Annotated in this window: 12 protein-coding genes; 7 read left to right on the top strand and 5 right to left on the bottom strand. The window is 64.6% G+C overall.

All coding sequences use genetic code 11. The features are described from left to right. Window positions 1-23 precede the first annotated feature (23 nt). Together paaF and C0606_01685 are read left to right on the top strand one after the other, a co-directional pair. Window positions 24-1334, top strand: a complete 1311-nt coding sequence (gene paaF, locus C0606_01690) for a phenylacetate--CoA ligase (protein PLX39271.1) — start codon at window positions 24-26, stop codon at window positions 1332-1334. A gap of 177 nt (window positions 1335-1511) precedes the next feature. Continuing rightward, window positions 1512-2153, top strand: a complete 642-nt coding sequence (locus C0606_01685; protein PLX39270.1) for a TetR/AcrR family transcriptional regulator — start codon at window positions 1512-1514, stop codon at window positions 2151-2153. On the opposite strand, the gene C0606_01680 is transcribed toward C0606_01685, so the two are convergent. Together C0606_01680 and paaX are read right to left on the bottom strand one after the other, a co-directional pair. Next, window positions 2150-2983, bottom strand: coding sequence for an RNA pseudouridine synthase (locus C0606_01680; GenBank protein ID PLX39269.1), 834 nt, complete (start codon window positions 2981-2983; stop codon window positions 2150-2152). The two genes, C0606_01685 and C0606_01680, sit on opposite strands and share 4 nt — an antisense overlap. After that, the gene (gene paaX / locus C0606_01675) at window positions 2980-3894 is read right to left on the bottom strand and encodes a phenylacetic acid degradation operon negative regulatory protein PaaX (protein ID PLX39268.1); all 915 of its coding nucleotides are present in this window, start codon (window positions 3892-3894) and stop codon (window positions 2980-2982) included. The genes C0606_01680 and paaX overlap by 4 nt, the downstream gene beginning before the upstream one ends. A 133-nt stretch (window positions 3895-4027) precedes the next feature. Between paaX and C0606_01670 the strand changes: the two genes are divergently transcribed. After that, window positions 4028-4969, top strand: a complete 942-nt coding sequence (locus tag C0606_01670) for a carbohydrate kinase (GenBank protein ID PLX39267.1) — start codon at window positions 4028-4030, stop codon at window positions 4967-4969. 56 nt (window positions 4970-5025) lie between these two features. Here the strand turns inward: C0606_01670 and C0606_01665 are convergent, their stop codons facing one another. Next, window positions 5026-5385: a hypothetical protein gene (locus C0606_01665; GenBank protein PLX39266.1), complete on the bottom strand. Its 360-nt coding sequence runs from the start codon at window positions 5383-5385 to the stop codon at window positions 5026-5028. Between the two features lie 379 nt (window positions 5386-5764). Between C0606_01665 and C0606_01660 the strand changes: the two genes are divergently transcribed. From C0606_01660 to C0606_01650, 3 genes are read left to right on the top strand one after another with little or no spacing between them, the layout of a single operon-like run. After that, on the top strand, window positions 5765-6319 hold the full coding sequence (locus C0606_01660; protein ID PLX39265.1) for a PadR family transcriptional regulator: 555 nt from the start codon (window positions 5765-5767) through the stop codon (window positions 6317-6319). 32 nt (window positions 6320-6351) lie between these two features. Beyond that, the gene (locus C0606_01655) at window positions 6352-7488 is read left to right on the top strand and encodes an efflux RND transporter periplasmic adaptor subunit (GenBank protein PLX39264.1); all 1137 of its coding nucleotides are present in this window, start codon (window positions 6352-6354) and stop codon (window positions 7486-7488) included. Continuing rightward, the gene (locus C0606_01650) at window positions 7485-11015 is read left to right on the top strand and encodes a transporter (GenBank protein PLX39263.1); all 3531 of its coding nucleotides are present in this window, start codon (window positions 7485-7487) and stop codon (window positions 11013-11015) included. The genes C0606_01655 and C0606_01650 overlap by 4 nt, the downstream gene beginning before the upstream one ends. A gap of 79 nt (window positions 11016-11094) precedes the next feature. Here C0606_01650 and C0606_01645 read toward each other — a convergent pair whose 3' ends face one another. Further along, window positions 11095-11646 carry a thioredoxin family protein gene (locus C0606_01645; GenBank protein PLX39262.1) on the bottom strand — a complete coding sequence of 184 codons (552 nt, stop codon included), beginning with the start codon at window positions 11644-11646 and terminating at the stop codon, window positions 11095-11097. A 214-nt stretch (window positions 11647-11860) separates the two neighbouring features. Between C0606_01645 and parE the strand changes: the two genes are divergently transcribed. Further along, entirely contained in the window at window positions 11861-13984 is a 2124-nt protein-coding gene (gene parE / locus C0606_01640; protein ID PLX39261.1) for a DNA topoisomerase IV subunit B, read from the top strand. Window positions 13985-14011: 27 nt separating this feature from the next. On the opposite strand, the gene C0606_01635 is transcribed toward parE, so the two are convergent. After that, window positions 14012-14704 carry an alpha/beta hydrolase gene (locus tag C0606_01635; GenBank protein ID PLX39651.1) on the bottom strand — a complete coding sequence of 231 codons (693 nt, stop codon included), beginning with the start codon at window positions 14702-14704 and terminating at the stop codon, window positions 14012-14014. Window positions 14705-14887 lie beyond the last annotated feature (183 nt).

Genomic DNA, 14887 nt, shown 5'->3' with positions numbered 1-14887 from the left:
GGGACACAAGAGGGAGGAATACAGTGGACGATCTCAGCCCCCGCCGGGAAGATCTGGACCCGATCGAGGTTGCCTCGCGCGACGAAATCTCTGCCCTTCAGCTCGAGCGGCTGAAATGGTCTGTGCGTCATGCCTACGATAACGTGCCGCATTACCGGGCAAGCTTCGACGCCGCCGGCGTCCACCCCGACGACCTCAAGACCCTGTCAGACCTCGGCAAGTTCCCGTTCACGGCCAAGCAGGATCTGCGCGACAACTATCCCTTCGGGATGTTCGCCGTTCCGCGCGAGGACGTCGTGCGTGTGCACGCCTCCTCCGGCACGACCGGCAAGCCGACCGTCGTCGGCTACACCATCAAGGACATCGACACCTGGGCCAGCGTCATGGCGCGCTCGATCCGCGCGGCCGGCGGCCGCAAGGGGTTCAAGGCGCATGTCTCCTACGGCTACGGTCTGTTCACCGGCGGTCTCGGCGCGCACTACGGCGCGGAGCGGCTCGGCTGCACCGTCATCCCGGTGTCCGGCGGCATGACCGAACGCCAGGTCCAGCTCATTGAGGATTTCCGTCCGGAAATCATTCTGGTGACGCCGTCCTACATGCTCTCGATCCTCGACGAGTTCCGCCGTCAGGGCCTCGACCCGCGCGAATCCTCGCTTAAGGTTGGCATCTTCGGCGCCGAGCCGTGGACCAACGCGATGCGTGAGGAAATCGAGCACGCCTTCGACATGCACGCCGTCGACATTTACGGCCTGTCGGAAGTGATTGGGCCGGGCGTTGCCAGCGAATGCGTCGAGACCAAGGACGGCCTGCATATCTGGGAAGACCATTTCTACCCGGAAATCGTCGATCCGGTGACCGGCGAAGTGCTGCCGGACGGTGAGGAAGGCGAGCTCGTCTTCACCTCGCTGTCGAAGGAAGCGATGCCGGTGATCCGCTACCGCACACGCGACCTCACCCGCCTTCTGCCGGGCACGGCGCGCTCGATGCGGCGGATGGAAAAGATCACCGGCCGCTCGGACGACATGATGATCATCCGCGGCGTCAACGTGTTCCCGACCCAGATCGAGGAGCAGATCCTGAAGTGCGAGGGCCTCGCGCCGCACTACCAGATCCTCCTGACCCGCGAAGGCCGGCTCGACCAGATCAAGATCTATGTCGAAGCCCGCCCGGATGCGACCGAGGCAGAGACGCGGGCCGCGCAGTCGCGCGAACTTGCCCACCACATCAAGTCGGTGATCGGCATTTCGGCGCGCATCGACGTGACCGATCCCGATACGGTCGAGCGTTCGGTCGGCAAGGCCAAGCGCATCATCGACGAACGTCCGAAGGACTGACGACAAGAAAAAGGCGGCGCGGCAGGACGACCCCGAACTGCGCCGCTTTTTTGATTTTGCCGAGACGGCACAGTAATTTTGCGCTAAGGGACGGCAACATCCCTCTCAGGTCGGGTCGAAACACCGTTGATGACGGCCGAGCCCCGCCCCCGCAACGAAGCTCAAGGACAGTACAGCATGGCCCGGCCACGCGCGGACGACTATGACGACAAGCGGGACGCGATCCTCGACGTGTCCGGCAAGTTGTTCGCCGAGCGCGGCTATGACGGCGCCTCGATGAACCAGATCGCGGTCGTCTGCGGCGTCTCCAAGGCCCTGCTCTATCACTACTACGCCAACAAGGAAGCGCTGCTGTTCGACATCATCGAGCGGCATCTGCAGTCGCTGATCGAAGGCTGCAGCAAGGCGGCGCAGACGAAGGGCGAGCCGGTCGAGAAGCTGATCGCACTGTCGACGGCGCTGCTCGAGGCCTATCGCGACGCCGACGCCGAGCACAAGGTGCAGATCAACGATCTGAAGCGCCTGCCGGCCGAGCGTCAGGAAGACATCAAGGAACTCGAGCGCGAGCTGGTGCGGCTGTTCTCCGACGCGCTGGTCGCCGCCAATCCCTCGCTCGACCATGGCAGCAAGGCCCTGAAGCCCGTCACCATGTCGCTCTTCGGCATGCTCAACTGGCACTATCTGTGGTTCCGCCCGGACGGGCCGATCAGCCGGCAGGATTACGCCGCGATGGCGACCCAGCTCGTCGTCGAGGGCACCAAGAACCTAGACCTCACCAATCTGAAGGCCATCCGGCCGCTCTCCGAGAGCAAGAGCTAGGTTCTGTCGCGCGGCGTGCGCGCGCTCTCGCCCTTCCAGCCGCACAGCTTCAACGCTTCGATCATGTCGTCGGGAACCGGCGCCGTGACGCGGACCGACTTGGCGTTCGGATAGAACGGCAGCTCGATCGAGCGGGCGTGGAGATGCAGGCGCGGCGCGCTGGCTCCCGCCTTGGCGTAGACCGTGTCGCCGAGGATCGGCCAGCCCTTCGCCGAGCAATGCACACGAAGCTGGTGGGTGCGGCCGGTTTTCGGCTTCAGTTCCAGCCATGTGAGGCGTTCCGAGCGGCCAAGAACGCGGAAATAGGTCTCCGCCGGCTGGCCCTTCGGGTCGACCCGCATATGCCAGCCGCGCGCCTTTTCCCGCTTCGACAGCGACAGCGCGATGCGGCCCGTGTCCGTCGACGGTCCGCCCTCGACAACCGCCCAGTAGGTCTTTTCAATGCGATTGGCGGTGAACAGCTTGCCGAGGCGGCCGAGCGCCTTGCGATCACGCCCCAGCACCAGACAGCCCGATGTGTCCTTGTCGAGCCGGTGGCCGAGTTGCGGGTCCCACGGCAGGCCGAAGCGTAGCGCCGGAAAGCCGTGCTCGATGGTCACGCCGCCCTTCGGCCCCGCATGGACCGGGATGCCGGCCGGCTTGTCGATGACGATCAGGCTGTCGTCACGAAACAGCACGTGCGGCAGCAGATCGATGCCGGGCGTGGCTATCGGCGGCCTCTCCGGCCGCGCCGGACGCTCGGCGCGATCGTCGCGCGGCGTTCTCGGGCGGGATGGCCGCACGGACTTGTTGCGGGGGTTCTGGCCGCGCCGTTCATTGCGCTCGGTCATGCGAAGCGCTCGAAAAAGGCCGGCTCGGGCGGCGGCAGGCGGCCGTCCTCGGAAAAGGCATGGCGGTCGAGCCAGCTTTCCGAGCCGTTGACCAGCCGCTTGTAGAGCCGCGCGCTCAATGCGCGGGCGCGACTGCCGGGCCAGTTTTCCGGCAACAATGCCGCCGGCAGTTCGGGATCGCGCAGGATGATGCGGCGGAACTCGTGCACCAGCAGGATGCGGGCGATGACGGCATCGAGCGGCGACAGGCGGTCGCGCTCCTCAAGCGCTTCGGCGAGCGGCTCGAACTGCGCGATGAAACGTTCGTAGCCGGCTGCAATACGCTCAAGCGGCCAGGCGCGCTCGGCAAGCCGCCGTGCGTCGCCGCCGGGAACGGCGGTTCCCTCCATCAGGATGTAGTCGAGCCCCGGTTCTGGGCGCGTGCGCCCCGACGGCGCGATCATCACGGTTGGCGCCACCGCACCGAAGCCGGCTTCCTCAAGGCTGCGGCGCACGGCGGAACGGTTGCCCTCACCGCCATCATCGAGAATGGCAAGATGGAAGCGCCCGTCCCACGGCTCGTTGCGGGCGAAATAGATTCGCCGCGTCGCCTCGGCAAAGGCAGCACGGCCGCGCGGCGACAGCCGGTAGTAGCTCTTGCGGCCAACGCGGGTGCGCATCAGCCAGTCGTCGGCGGTCAGGCGCGACACGGCGGTGCGCACCAGACCCGGCGCGACGCCGAAGACGTCGAGCAGATCGATCAGCGAGCCGAGCCACAACACGCCGCCGCGCGGCACGATGGCGTCGCCATAGACGGTGACGATCAACGACCAGGCGCGAATCGGCGTGCGTGCCTGAAAATGGTCAACCAGGCGCGCTACGGCAGGATCGATGGCGGTGGCCGCCCCGCTGGCGGCTTCGGTCGTGGTCATGCCTCTTGGATAGGCGCGGCCACGCCTTTTCGCAACTGTGGCGCAAAAGCAGAGCGGTGCGGGCCCATTCGGTCTTGCATCGGCAACGGACCTCCGGTTTCAGTGGCGCGATGTCTGTCGGGAGTGACTTTTCGTGATTCTGGTCGTCGGCGAAGCCGTTGTCGATTTTCTTGCGCAATCAACCGGGGCCAAACCCGCCGGCTCGATCAACCACAGCTTTCGGCCGACGCTTGGCGGGTCGCCGTTCAACGTGGCGCTCGGGCTTGGGCGCCTTGGAACGCCGGTGGCCTATTCCTGGGCGATTTCGACAGATCTGTTCGGCAAGGGTTTTCTCGACGCTCTCGCCGAGGCCGACGTCAATCTCGACCGGGTGGTGCGCTCGCCGCTTCCCTCGACGCTGTCCTTCATCGACACGATCGACGGCGAGCCGCGCTACGCGTTTTTCGATACGGCATCAGCCGGCCGCTATTTCGATCCCGCCGACATTACAGACCTGAGCGACGAGATTTCGCTGCTCCACGTCGGCTCCTACGTGCTCGGCACCGAGCCGGTTGGCTCTCTGGTCGAGGAAATGGTGATCGAGGAAGCCGAACACAGATTGATCTCGCTCGACCTCAATGTGCGGCCATCGCTGGTCGAGGACGAACCCGCCTATCGCGAGCGGCTCACGCGGATGATGGAAGTCGCCGACATCATCAAGGCGAGCGCGGAAGACCTCGCCTGGCTGTACCCGGATGTTACGCACGACTACATGGTGGAAGCCTGGCTGGAAGCCGGTGCGGCGCTGGCGATCGTCACGCTCGGCGCGAAGGGTGCGCGGATTGCCTCGGCCGGCTACGACGTCACCAAGCCGGCACCGCCGACCTTCTTGATCGACACGATCGGCTCAGGCGATGCCTTCATGGCCGGTTTCCTCGCCGGACTCGACGACCACGGTGCCTTTAGCGAGGACGGGCTTTCCGGCCTTGGCGTTGAAAACCTCGAGGAGAGCTTCGCGCTTGCGCGGCGATGCGCGGCACTGGTCTGCGGGCGTGCAGGCGCAGACATGCCCTGGCGGCACGAATTGATGGATTGAGATTGCCGGCCTCGGCGTCGGGTTCCCGAGACCCCGGCCGCACTCCGGTTCGGTGTTTAGCGGCGGCGGCCCTTGGCGGTCGCCAACGCAAGTTCGCGCTTGCCGCCAACCAGTTCGGGGCGGATCTGCGGCTTGATGCGACGCGGCGAGCCCGGTTCGCTGCCATCGAACGGCAACCGCATGACGGCAACGCCCATGGCGACGCTTGCCAGCGTGATTGCGAGGCCGGCGAAGAGCACGGCGACCGGCAGGAACGGACTCGCCGAATTGAACACGAGATGGCCGAAACCGCCGACATCGGCGAAGACGAGACCGGCAGTCAGTACCGCCGCGGCGAGAATGCCGGCAAGACCGTTGATGAAGAGAAGCTTCAACAGGGGATTCCAGGGTTTCCGCGCCGATTTGGTCATCGCCATCCTCTTTTGAAAAGGCCTGCCTACGCGGCACAGCAAATCATGCATGCCACATGAGGAATATTAGCAAGCCGGAGAAAACCGTCGAGTCCCTTTTTTCCGCCAATTTGCCGCGCCGCCGCCCGACCCCGTGTCATGCCCGCCAAACGGCCAGAGCGCAGCTGCAAATGAAACTCGCCATCGCCGCCTCTGTGATGCCCGGGACAGCGCAAGGATTTCTGTCCTTTTTTGTTGACATATATCGGACAAGCATATATCCGGCGATATCTATATCGTTTCGATATATGTGTTCCTGACATATACCGGATCAGCATATGGGCCGCGGAGCCGCGGCCACGCCGCCCGAGACGGCACGGAAATCACAACCGGCAAGGCAGCATCGATGAACGTACGCACCCTTTGTCTGGCGATCCTCTATTTCGACGAGGCCACCGGCTACGAGATCAAGAAAGCTTCGGTGGAAGGGAAATACAGCTACTTCGTCGATGCGAGCTTCGGTTCCATCTACCCCGCCCTCGCCCGGCTGGAGGCCGATGGTTGCGTCACCGTCCGTCAGGAGCTGCATGCGGGCAAACCGCCGCGCAAGATCTACTCGATTACCGAGTGCGGGCGCAAAGAGCTGGAAAATGCGCTCGCGGAACCGCCGGGGCGTGACATCTTCCGCTCCGAGTTCCTGCTCGTGGCGATGTTCGCCGACATCCTGCCGAAGGAGAAGATCACGGCGATGATCGACGAGCGCATCGAGTCGATGCGCGAGGAAATGAAAACGCTGCAGGAGATTTATGCAGCGACGGAACATGCCGGCGGGCGCTGGGCGCTGCGCTACGGCATTTCCTGCAAATCATGCGCGATCGCCCAGCTCGAAGGCTCCCGCTTCGAGCTTGAGGAAATCGCAGGAACAAAATCGGGCGACGCGGCCAAAGAAGCCGCGGAATAGTCCCGAAAAGGCCGGAGAACCAAGTCATGGTAATGGGCATTCGTTGGTCGCACATAACGGCCCTGGCGATTGTTGGCGCCGTTGGCGTGTGGATGGGAACGGGCAACCTCGTGATCGGCGGCCAGAGCGATACCGGCTCCGACGCGGAAGCCCCCGCGACGCGGCTTGCACGCGCCGACAATGAGCCGTTCCGCGTGCGGGTTGCCACCTTCACGGCGGGCGAACGGCGCGCCGAGCTGGAAATCCGCGGCCGCACGGAGGCCGAGGCACGGCTTGCCGTGCGTGCGGAAACAGCCGGTCTGGTCGTCGAGCGGCCGGTCACCGAAGGCGACATCGTCAAAAAGGGCGATCTGTTGTGTCGCATCGACACGGCGGCGCGCGAGGCGCGCGTGATGCAGGCCCGCGCGCAACTCGCCCAGACGCAACTGGACTACGAGGCTGCCAGCGAGCTGATCAAGAAGGGCTTCACCGCAGAAACCAAACTGCGCGCGCTGAAAGCAACGCATGATGCGGCAGCCGCAGCCGTCACCGAGGCCGAGGTCGAACTCTCCCGCACCCGCATCACCTCCCCTTCCGACGGCATCGTCGAGACGCCGCTGATCGAGATCGGCGAGACGCTGAGCACCGGCTCGGTTTGCGCGACCGTGCTCAATGCCGATCCGATGCTGATCACCGGCCAGGTCTCGGAGCGCGATGTCGGTGCTCTGTCGCTCGGCATGGACGCGCACGTCGAACTGGTCGACGGCCAGACCGCCGACGGCAAGATCCGGTTCATCTCGCATTCGGCGGACGCGCAAACGCGCACCTTCCGCGTCGAGATCGAGATCGACAATGCCAACGGGCTGCTGCGCGACGGCGTGACGGCATCGGCCTTTGTCACCCTGCCGCCGACCAAGGCCCATGTCCTGTCGTCGTCGCTGCTGGTGCTGGCCGATGACGGCAGCGTCGGCGTGCGCTCCATCGACGATAGCAACGCCGTGAAATTCTTCCCCGTCACGATCCTCGGCAACACCGATGAAGGCACCTGGGTTGCCGGCCTGCCCGACACGGTCACGCTGATCACGGTCGGCCAGGACTACGTCGCCGAGGGCGAAATCGTCGCTCCGGTCGCCGCGGATGACGCCAAGGCGGCTGCCAGCGCACCGAAGGCCAAGGAGACCCGGTCATGACGGGACCGCTCGAATCCGCGCTCAGGCGGCCACGCTCGATCCTCACGCTGATGGTCGCGATGGTGATCGCCGGCATCGTCGCCTACACCAGCATTCCGAAGGACGCGAACCCGGACATCGACGTGCCGGTGTTCATCGTCTCGGTGCCGCAACAGGGCATTTCGCCGGAAGATTCCGAGCGCCTCTTGGTGCGGCCGATGGAAACCGCCCTGCGCGGTCTCGACGGGCTGAAGGAAATCACCGCCGTCGCCTCGGAAGGCCACGCGGCGATCATCCTTGAATTCACTGTTGATTTCGACAAGGACGAGGCGCTTGCCGACGTCCGCGACAAGGTCGACCAGGCAAAGGCGGAGCTGCCCGAGGAGGCGGACGAGCCGACCATCACCGAGACCAATTTCAGCCTCGTTCCGACCATCGTTGTGACGCTGTCGGGCAATGTGCCGGAACGCACGCTTTATACGCACGCGCGCAAGCTGAAGGACCAGATCGAGGCGATCCCGACGGTGCTCGAGGCCAATCTCTCCGGCCACCGCGAGGAAATGCTCGAAGTGCTCATCGATACGATGAAGCTCGAGTCCTATGATGTCACCCAGCAGGAACTGCTGAATGCGCTGACGCGCAACAACCAGCTCGTCCCCGCCGGCTTCCTCGACACCGGCAAGGGCCGCTTCAACGTCAAGGTTCCCGGCCTCATCGAAAGCCGCGCCGACGTCTACGCGCTGCCGATCAAGCAGAACGGCGAGGGTGTCGTGACACTCGGCGACGTCGCCGAAATCCGCCGCACCTTCAAGGACCGCACCTCGATCACCAAGGTGAACGGGCAGCAGGCAATCGCCATCGAGGTGGTCAAGCGGCTCGGCACCAACATCATCGACAACAACGATCAGGTGCGGAAGGTCGTCGACGACTTCGTGAAAAGCTGGCCGAAGACCATCAAGGTCAACTACCTGCTCGACCAGTCGAGTTTCATCAACGAGGTGCACAGCTCGCTGGAGTCGGCGATCATGACGGCCGTCTTCCTCGTCATGGTGCTCGTCGTCGGCGCGCTCGGCATGCGCTCCGCGCTGCTCGTTGGCGCGGCGATCCCAACCTCGTTCATGATCGGCTTCCTGATCCTCGGCTTCGCCGGCATGACGGTGAACATGATGGTCATGTTCGGCCTGGTGCTGACCGTCGGCATGCTGGTCGACGGTGCCATCGTCGTCGTCGAATACGCCGACCGGAAAATGGCCGAAGGCATGGAGCCGGACGAGGCCTATATCCGCGCCGCCAAGCTGATGCTGTGGCCGATCGTGTCATCGACCGCAACGACGCTCGCCGCCTTCCTGCCGATGCTGCTGTGGCCCGGCGTTTCCGGCGAGTTCATGAGCTACCTGCCGATCATGGTGATCATCGTGCTGTCGGCTGCGCTGGTGACCGCGATGCTGTTCCTGCCGGCGACGGGCGCCATCGTTGCCCGCCTGTCGGGCTGGTTCGGGCGCCGCGCTCTCGGCATGATCAGCCTTGCGGTCGGCTTTGCCACAGCCGCCGTCGGCGCAATCGTCGTTTCCGGCGCCCTGCCCGCGGTTGCGGGCGCGCTTGGCCTTGGCGACGGAACCGGCGCGATTGCGAAGGCCCTGCCGCTCGCCATTCTGATCATCGGTGGCATCGCCCTCACCTTCCTGCTGCGTCCGGTTCTGCGCCCGCTCGTCGTGTGGCAGAAGCGGCGAGCCCGGCAACGCGCGGCGCGCGACATGGAAGCCGCTCAGCGGCTTTCCGGGCCGGGGCATTTCCATCCTGAGCTGATCGGCGGAATGACCGGCGCCTATCTACGCTTCATCGCGCCGCTGGTCACGCATCCGGCCGGCAATGTCGTCGTCATCGTCGCCATGATCGCGATCGGCGCGGTGGTGTTCACCACCTTCAGCGCCAACAATGCCGGCGTCGAGTTCTTCGTCGAGGAAGAGCCGGACGTCGCCGTCGTGCTCGTCTCGGCACGCGGCAATTTGTCGGCGAGCGAGGCCAGCGCGCTTGTCGGCGAGGTCGAAGGCGAAGTGCTTCAGATCCCCGGCATCAAGAACGTCGTCACCAAGGCCTATCCGAGCGGCCAGGACAGCGGCGGCTCGATCATCAACGGCGTACAGGACCGCCCCGCGGACCTGATCGGCGAGATGCAGATCGAGCTCGCGGACTATTGCTGCCGGCGAAAAGCGGTCGACATCTTCAAGGATATCCGCGCACGCACGGGACCGATTGCCGGGTTGCGCGTCGAGATCCGCAAGATCGAAGGCGGCCCGCCGAGCGGAAAGGACCTGCAGCTTCAGGTCAGCTCAACAGATTACGACCTGCTGACCAACATTGTCGGCAAGGTGCGCGCCCATGTCGACACGATGGACGGCATCCGCGACATCGAGGACGGCCGCCCCCTGCCCGGCATCGAATGGCAGCTCAGCATCGACCGCGAGGAAGCCGGCCGCTTCAACGCCGCCATCGCCTCGGTTGGGTCGATGGTGCAGCTCGTCACCAACGGTCTCCTGATCGACCGCTACCGTCCGGACGATTCCGAGGACGAGGTGGATATCCGCGTCCGCCTGCCGGAGAGCCAGCGCACGCTGGATCGCTTCGACCAGTTGCGACTGCGGACAGAGAACGGCCTCGTGCCGATCGCCAATTTCGTCACCCGCACGCCGCAGCCGAAGGTGTCTTCGATCACCCGCAAGGACGGCCTCTACGCCATGACCGTCAAGGCGAACGCCTTGAAGGAACAGGGCGTTTCGCCAGACGCGAAGGTCGGCGAACTGGATGCCTGGCTGAAGACGCAGGACTGGCCGGACAATATATTCTTCCGCTTCCGCGGCGCCGACGAGGACCAGAAGGAAGCCGGCGACTTCCTCGGCAAGGCGATGCTCGGCTCGCTGTTCCTTATGTTCATCATCCTGGTGACGCAGTTCAACTCGTACTACCAGACGCTGCTGACCCTCTCGACGGTGGTGATGTCGGTGTTCGGCGTGCTGATCGGCATGCTGGCGACAGGGCAGAAGTTCTCGATCATCATGACGGGAACGGGCGTGGTCGCGCTGGCCGGCATCGTCGTCAACAATGCCATCGTGCTGATCGACACCTATAACCGCTTCCGCGAGGACGGTGTGGAAACGGTCGAGGCTGTGCTGAAGACGGCGGCTCAGCGGCTGCGGCCGATCCTGCTGACCACCATCACCACGATCGCCGGCCTGGTGCCGATGGCGAGCCAGGTCAGCTTCGACTTCTTCAACCAGACGACCAGCGTTGGCGGCATCACCGCGATCTGGTGGGTTCAGTTGTCGACTGCCGTGATCGCCGGCCTCGGCTTCTCGACGTTGCTGACGCTGATCTTCATCCCGACGATGCTGGCGCTGCCGACGGTGTGGGGCCGCATGTTCGGTCTCGTCGCACAGCCGGTCGACGACGAGGAAGACGCGGCGTCCACGGCGAAGGCTCCCGAGGCGGCGAACGATGCCGCCGCGAAAGCCGCCGATGATGGCGATGCGGTGCCACAAGCCGCCGAATAGGCAAACAAAAGCCCTCCGACCGATTGCGGCCGGAGGGCTTCCTCTATCAGCGCAGTCCGTTTTTAGGCGGGACCGCCCCCTACTCTTTCCACTTGATCGAACAGCCCATCGACGGAATCTGATCGTCCGGCGCCTTGCCGGTTTCGGCGACCATGCGCATGGCGTCGACCAGTTCCGGCTTGGCGCCCGCCGGCGGCGGATCCTTGCGGCCCTCGTCGAGGCGGCCGCGATAGACCAGCTTCATGTCGGCGTTGTAGCCAAAGAAATCCGGCGTACACACGGCATCATAGGCACGCGCGACCGCCTGGCTCTCGTCGTGCAGATACGGGAAGCTGAAGCCTTCCTTTTCGGCGAACGGCTTCATTTTGGCGAAGCCGTCTTCCGGGTATTCGTCGGCGTCGTTCGAATTGATGGCGATCATGTTGACGCCGAACGCCTTCATCGCGTCGGCGGCGGCAACGAGACGGTCGGTGATCGCCTTCACATAGGGACAATGATTGCAGATGAAGACGACGACGGTGCCTTTTTCGCCGCGCGCATCGGCAAGGTTGACCTGATTGCCGTCGATATCGGGCAAGGTGAAATCCGGGGCATCGAGACCAAGCTCGAGCGGCGGGGGAACGGCGGCCATGGGGGTCACTCCTCGTGCGGCGTACAGTTCGTATTTGCCCGACAGTCTATGCCGGATGATCGGTGGCGCAAGACGCCCGTCCAATGCTAACTAGCGGTGCGTGAGACGAAGTCCACAGAAAAGAACATACCCGGAACACGCCACTCGCCAGCAAACAAAAGACATGGCAAACTGCGACTGATTCGTTTTGCCCGCTTTGGAGCCGCATATACGCATGGCCAATTCCGACGACCTCTTTGCCAAGCTGGAAGAAAGCGTCTCGCAGTTGAAGGCGGCATCCAAGCCCAAGCGCAGCAAGGCCGCATCGGCGGCGGCGAAAGCCGCGACCGCTTCGGCATCGGCAAGTGCTTCATCGGCGACGGCGCAGCCCCGTCCTGCGGCGAAGCCTGTAGCGACGCCAGCAGCCGAGGGTGGCTATTCGGCGGCCGATATCGAGGTTCTCGAAGGGCTTGAGCCTGTCCGCCGTAGGCCGGGCATGTATATCGGCGGCACGGATGCGGGCGCACTGCATCACCTCTTTGCCGAAGTCATCGACAACTCGATGGACGAAGCCGTCGCCGGCCATGCCAGCTGGATCGAAGTCTCGCTCGACGCCGAAGGGTTCCTGAGCGTGACCGACAACGGGCGCGGTATCCCGGTCGATCCGCATCCGAAGTTCCCCGACAAGTCGGCGCTCGAAGTGATCCTCACCACGCTGCATGCGGGCGGCAAGTTCGATTCCAAGGTCTACGAGACGTCGGGCGGCCTGCACGGTGTCGGCGTCTCGGTCGTCAACGCCCTGTCCGACGTGCTTGAGGTCGAGGTAGCGCGGGGGCGTCGGCTCTATCGCCAGACCTTCAGCCGCGGCGTCCCGACCGCGCAGCTTGAAGACCTCGGCGAGGTGATGAACCGGCGCGGCACGCGGGTGCGCTTTCACCCGGACGCGGAGATCTTCGGCAGATCGTTGAAATTCGAGCCGGCGCGGCTTCTGCGCATGGCGCGCTCGAAGGCGTATCTGTTCGGCGGGGTTGAAATCCGCTGGACCTGCGCGCCCGAGCTGATCGGCGAGAAGGACGAAACGCCGACCAAGGCCGTGTTCCACTTCCCTGGCGGGCTGAAGGACTACCTCGCGGAAAAGCTCGACGGCGAGAAACGCGTCGTCGAAGAGGTTTTCGCCGGCAAGACCGAGCGCCCGGGCGGGCACGGCTCGGTCGAATGGGCGGTCGCCTGGTTTGCCGGCGACGGCTACGTCAATTCCTACTGCAACACGATCCCGACGCCCGAGGGCGGCACGCATGAGGCCGGCCTGCGCATGGCCCTGCTGAAGGGGCTGCGCGCATATGCCGAACTTGCCGGCAACAAGAAGGCCTCGGTCATCACCGGCGACGATATTCTCACCTCTGCGGGCGCGATGCTGTCGGTGTTCATCCGTGAGCCGGAATTCGTCGGCCAGACCAAGGACAAGCTGGCGACCACGGAAGCGAGCCGAATTGTCGAGGGCGCGGTGCGCGATGCCTTCGACCACTGGCTTGCCGCCTCGCCCGCGCAGGCCGGACGGCTGCTCGAATGGGTCGTCGACCGCGCCGATGAACGGCTGCGGCGGCGCCAGGAGCGCGAGGTCAACCGCAAGACCGCCGTGCGCAAGCTGCGTCTGCCGGGCAAGCTCGCCGACTGCTCGACCAACCAGGCGGCCGGCACCGAGCTGTTCATCGTCGAGGGCGACTCGGCCGGCGGCTCGGCAAAACAGGCGCGCAACCGCTCCAATCAGGCGATCCTGCCGCTGCGCGGCAAGATCCTCAACGTGGCGAGCGCCGGCCGCGAAAAGCTGGCGCAGAACCAGCAGCTTTCCGACCTCATTCAGGCGCTCGGCTGCAGCACGCGCGGCAACTACCGCGACGGCGATCTGCGCTATGAAAAGGTGATCATCATGACGGACGCCGACGTCGACGGCGCCCATATCGCCTCTCTACTGATCACCTTCTTCTACCGCGAGATGCCGGAACTGATCCACTCCGGCCATCTGTTCCTTGCCGTGCCGCCGCTCTATCGCCTCAGCCAGGGCGGCAAGACGCTCTATGCGCGCGACGACCGGCACCGCGAAGAATTGCTCGAAACGGAGTTCAAGGGGCGCGGCAAGATCGATATCGGCCGCTTCAAGGGCCTCGGCGAGATGCTGCCGGCGCAGCTGAAGGAAACGACCATGGACCCGAAGAAGCGCACGCTGTTGCGGGTCAAGGTCAACGAGGACGATGCAGCGCTGACCAGCGACACCGTCGACCGGCTGATGGGGACCAAGGCGGAAGCCCGCTTCCATTTCATTCAGGAACGGGCAGAGTTCGCCACCGATCTCGACATCTGAGCCGCCTGACGCGATCCTTCAGCCAATTCAGCCGAGCCAGGAGCGCATCGCCTCATTGACGGCCTCGGGCTGTTCGAGCGTCGAGATGTGACCGCACTCGGGAACGACGACGAGATCGCTGCCGGCGATGGCTTCGTGCATCTCGTGGGCCGCATCCGGTGGGGTCAGCGCATCTTCGGCGCCGACCAGCACCATCGTCGGACAGGCAATGCGGGCCAGATCGGGCAGCGAGTCGGGCCGCGTCATGATCGCCGTCTGCTGGCGCGCGAAGGCTTCGAACCCGGTTTCGGCGGCCATCTCGCGGATGGTGGCCACCAGCTGCGGATTCTTCAGATGTTCCGCGCTGAGGAATTGCGGCAGCAGCTTGCCGACGACTTCCTGCAACCCGGCCTCTTCGGCAAGCGCGATGAAGCGGCGGCGGATGTCGCGGCGTTCGTCGTTGTCGGCGCGGGCCGTCGTGTCGAGGAGAGCCAGCCGGCTGACCCGTTGCGGCGCCTGTCGCATCACCTCGAGGGCGACATAACCGCCCATCGAAAGGCCGGCCAGCGCGAAACGCGGAGGCGCCGTCTCGAGCAGGGCGGCGGCAATATCACCAAGCGAATCATGGCTGCGATGGTCGGCGATGATGAGTTCGCAGTCGGCACCAAGGGCGTCGATCTGCGGCTGCCACAACGCCTCGGTGCACAACAAACCGGGTACCAGCACGAGCGGTTCAGCCATCGGTTTCATCTCCCTGTCGGTGTCGCCGGTAGCGGCGCGCCTGTCATGCGCACAGGACACACAATGTAACCATTTTACCAAAGCATGGCGCAATTCATTGACATCTCAGCAGGTGTCCGTATTTTCGAGCCAAATTCGGCTGGGTTCCACTATCTGCGGCACGTTTCCGCGGGGTCTTGCCAC

Source organism: Hyphomicrobiales bacterium, from assembly GCA_002869065.1.
In the GTDB taxonomy this organism is placed as follows: Bacteria; Pseudomonadota; Alphaproteobacteria; order Rhizobiales; family Rhodobiaceae; genus Rhodobium.
This window is presented reverse-complemented; position numbering and strand designations above follow the sequence as displayed.

Excerpts from the sequence above, each read along its gene's own strand:
- C0606_01635 (PLX39651.1), bottom strand. The coding sequence starts at position 14,704 with ATGGCTGAACCGCTCGTGCTGGTACCCGGTTTGTTGTGCACCGAGGCG.
- C0606_01650 (PLX39263.1), top strand. The coding sequence starts at position 7,485 with ATGACGGGACCGCTCGAATCCGCGCTCAGGCGGCCACGCTCGATCCTC.
- C0606_01660 (PLX39265.1), top strand. The coding sequence starts at position 5,765 with ATGAACGTACGCACCCTTTGTCTGGCGATCCTCTATTTCGACGAGGCC.
- C0606_01645 (PLX39262.1), bottom strand. The coding sequence starts at position 11,646 with ATGGCCGCCGTTCCCCCGCCGCTCGAGCTTGGTCTCGATGCCCCGGAT.
- paaX (PLX39268.1), bottom strand. The coding sequence starts at position 3,894 with ATGACCACGACCGAAGCCGCCAGCGGGGCGGCCACCGCCATCGATCCT.
- parE (PLX39261.1), top strand. The coding sequence starts at position 11,861 with ATGGCCAATTCCGACGACCTCTTTGCCAAGCTGGAAGAAAGCGTCTCG.
- C0606_01665 (PLX39266.1), bottom strand. The coding sequence starts at position 5,385 with ATGGCGATGACCAAATCGGCGCGGAAACCCTGGAATCCCCTGTTGAAG.
- C0606_01655 (PLX39264.1), top strand. The coding sequence starts at position 6,352 with ATGGGCATTCGTTGGTCGCACATAACGGCCCTGGCGATTGTTGGCGCC.
- C0606_01685 (PLX39270.1), top strand. The coding sequence starts at position 1,512 with ATGGCCCGGCCACGCGCGGACGACTATGACGACAAGCGGGACGCGATC.
- C0606_01680 (PLX39269.1), bottom strand. The coding sequence starts at position 2,983 with ATGACCGAGCGCAATGAACGGCGCGGCCAGAACCCCCGCAACAAGTCC.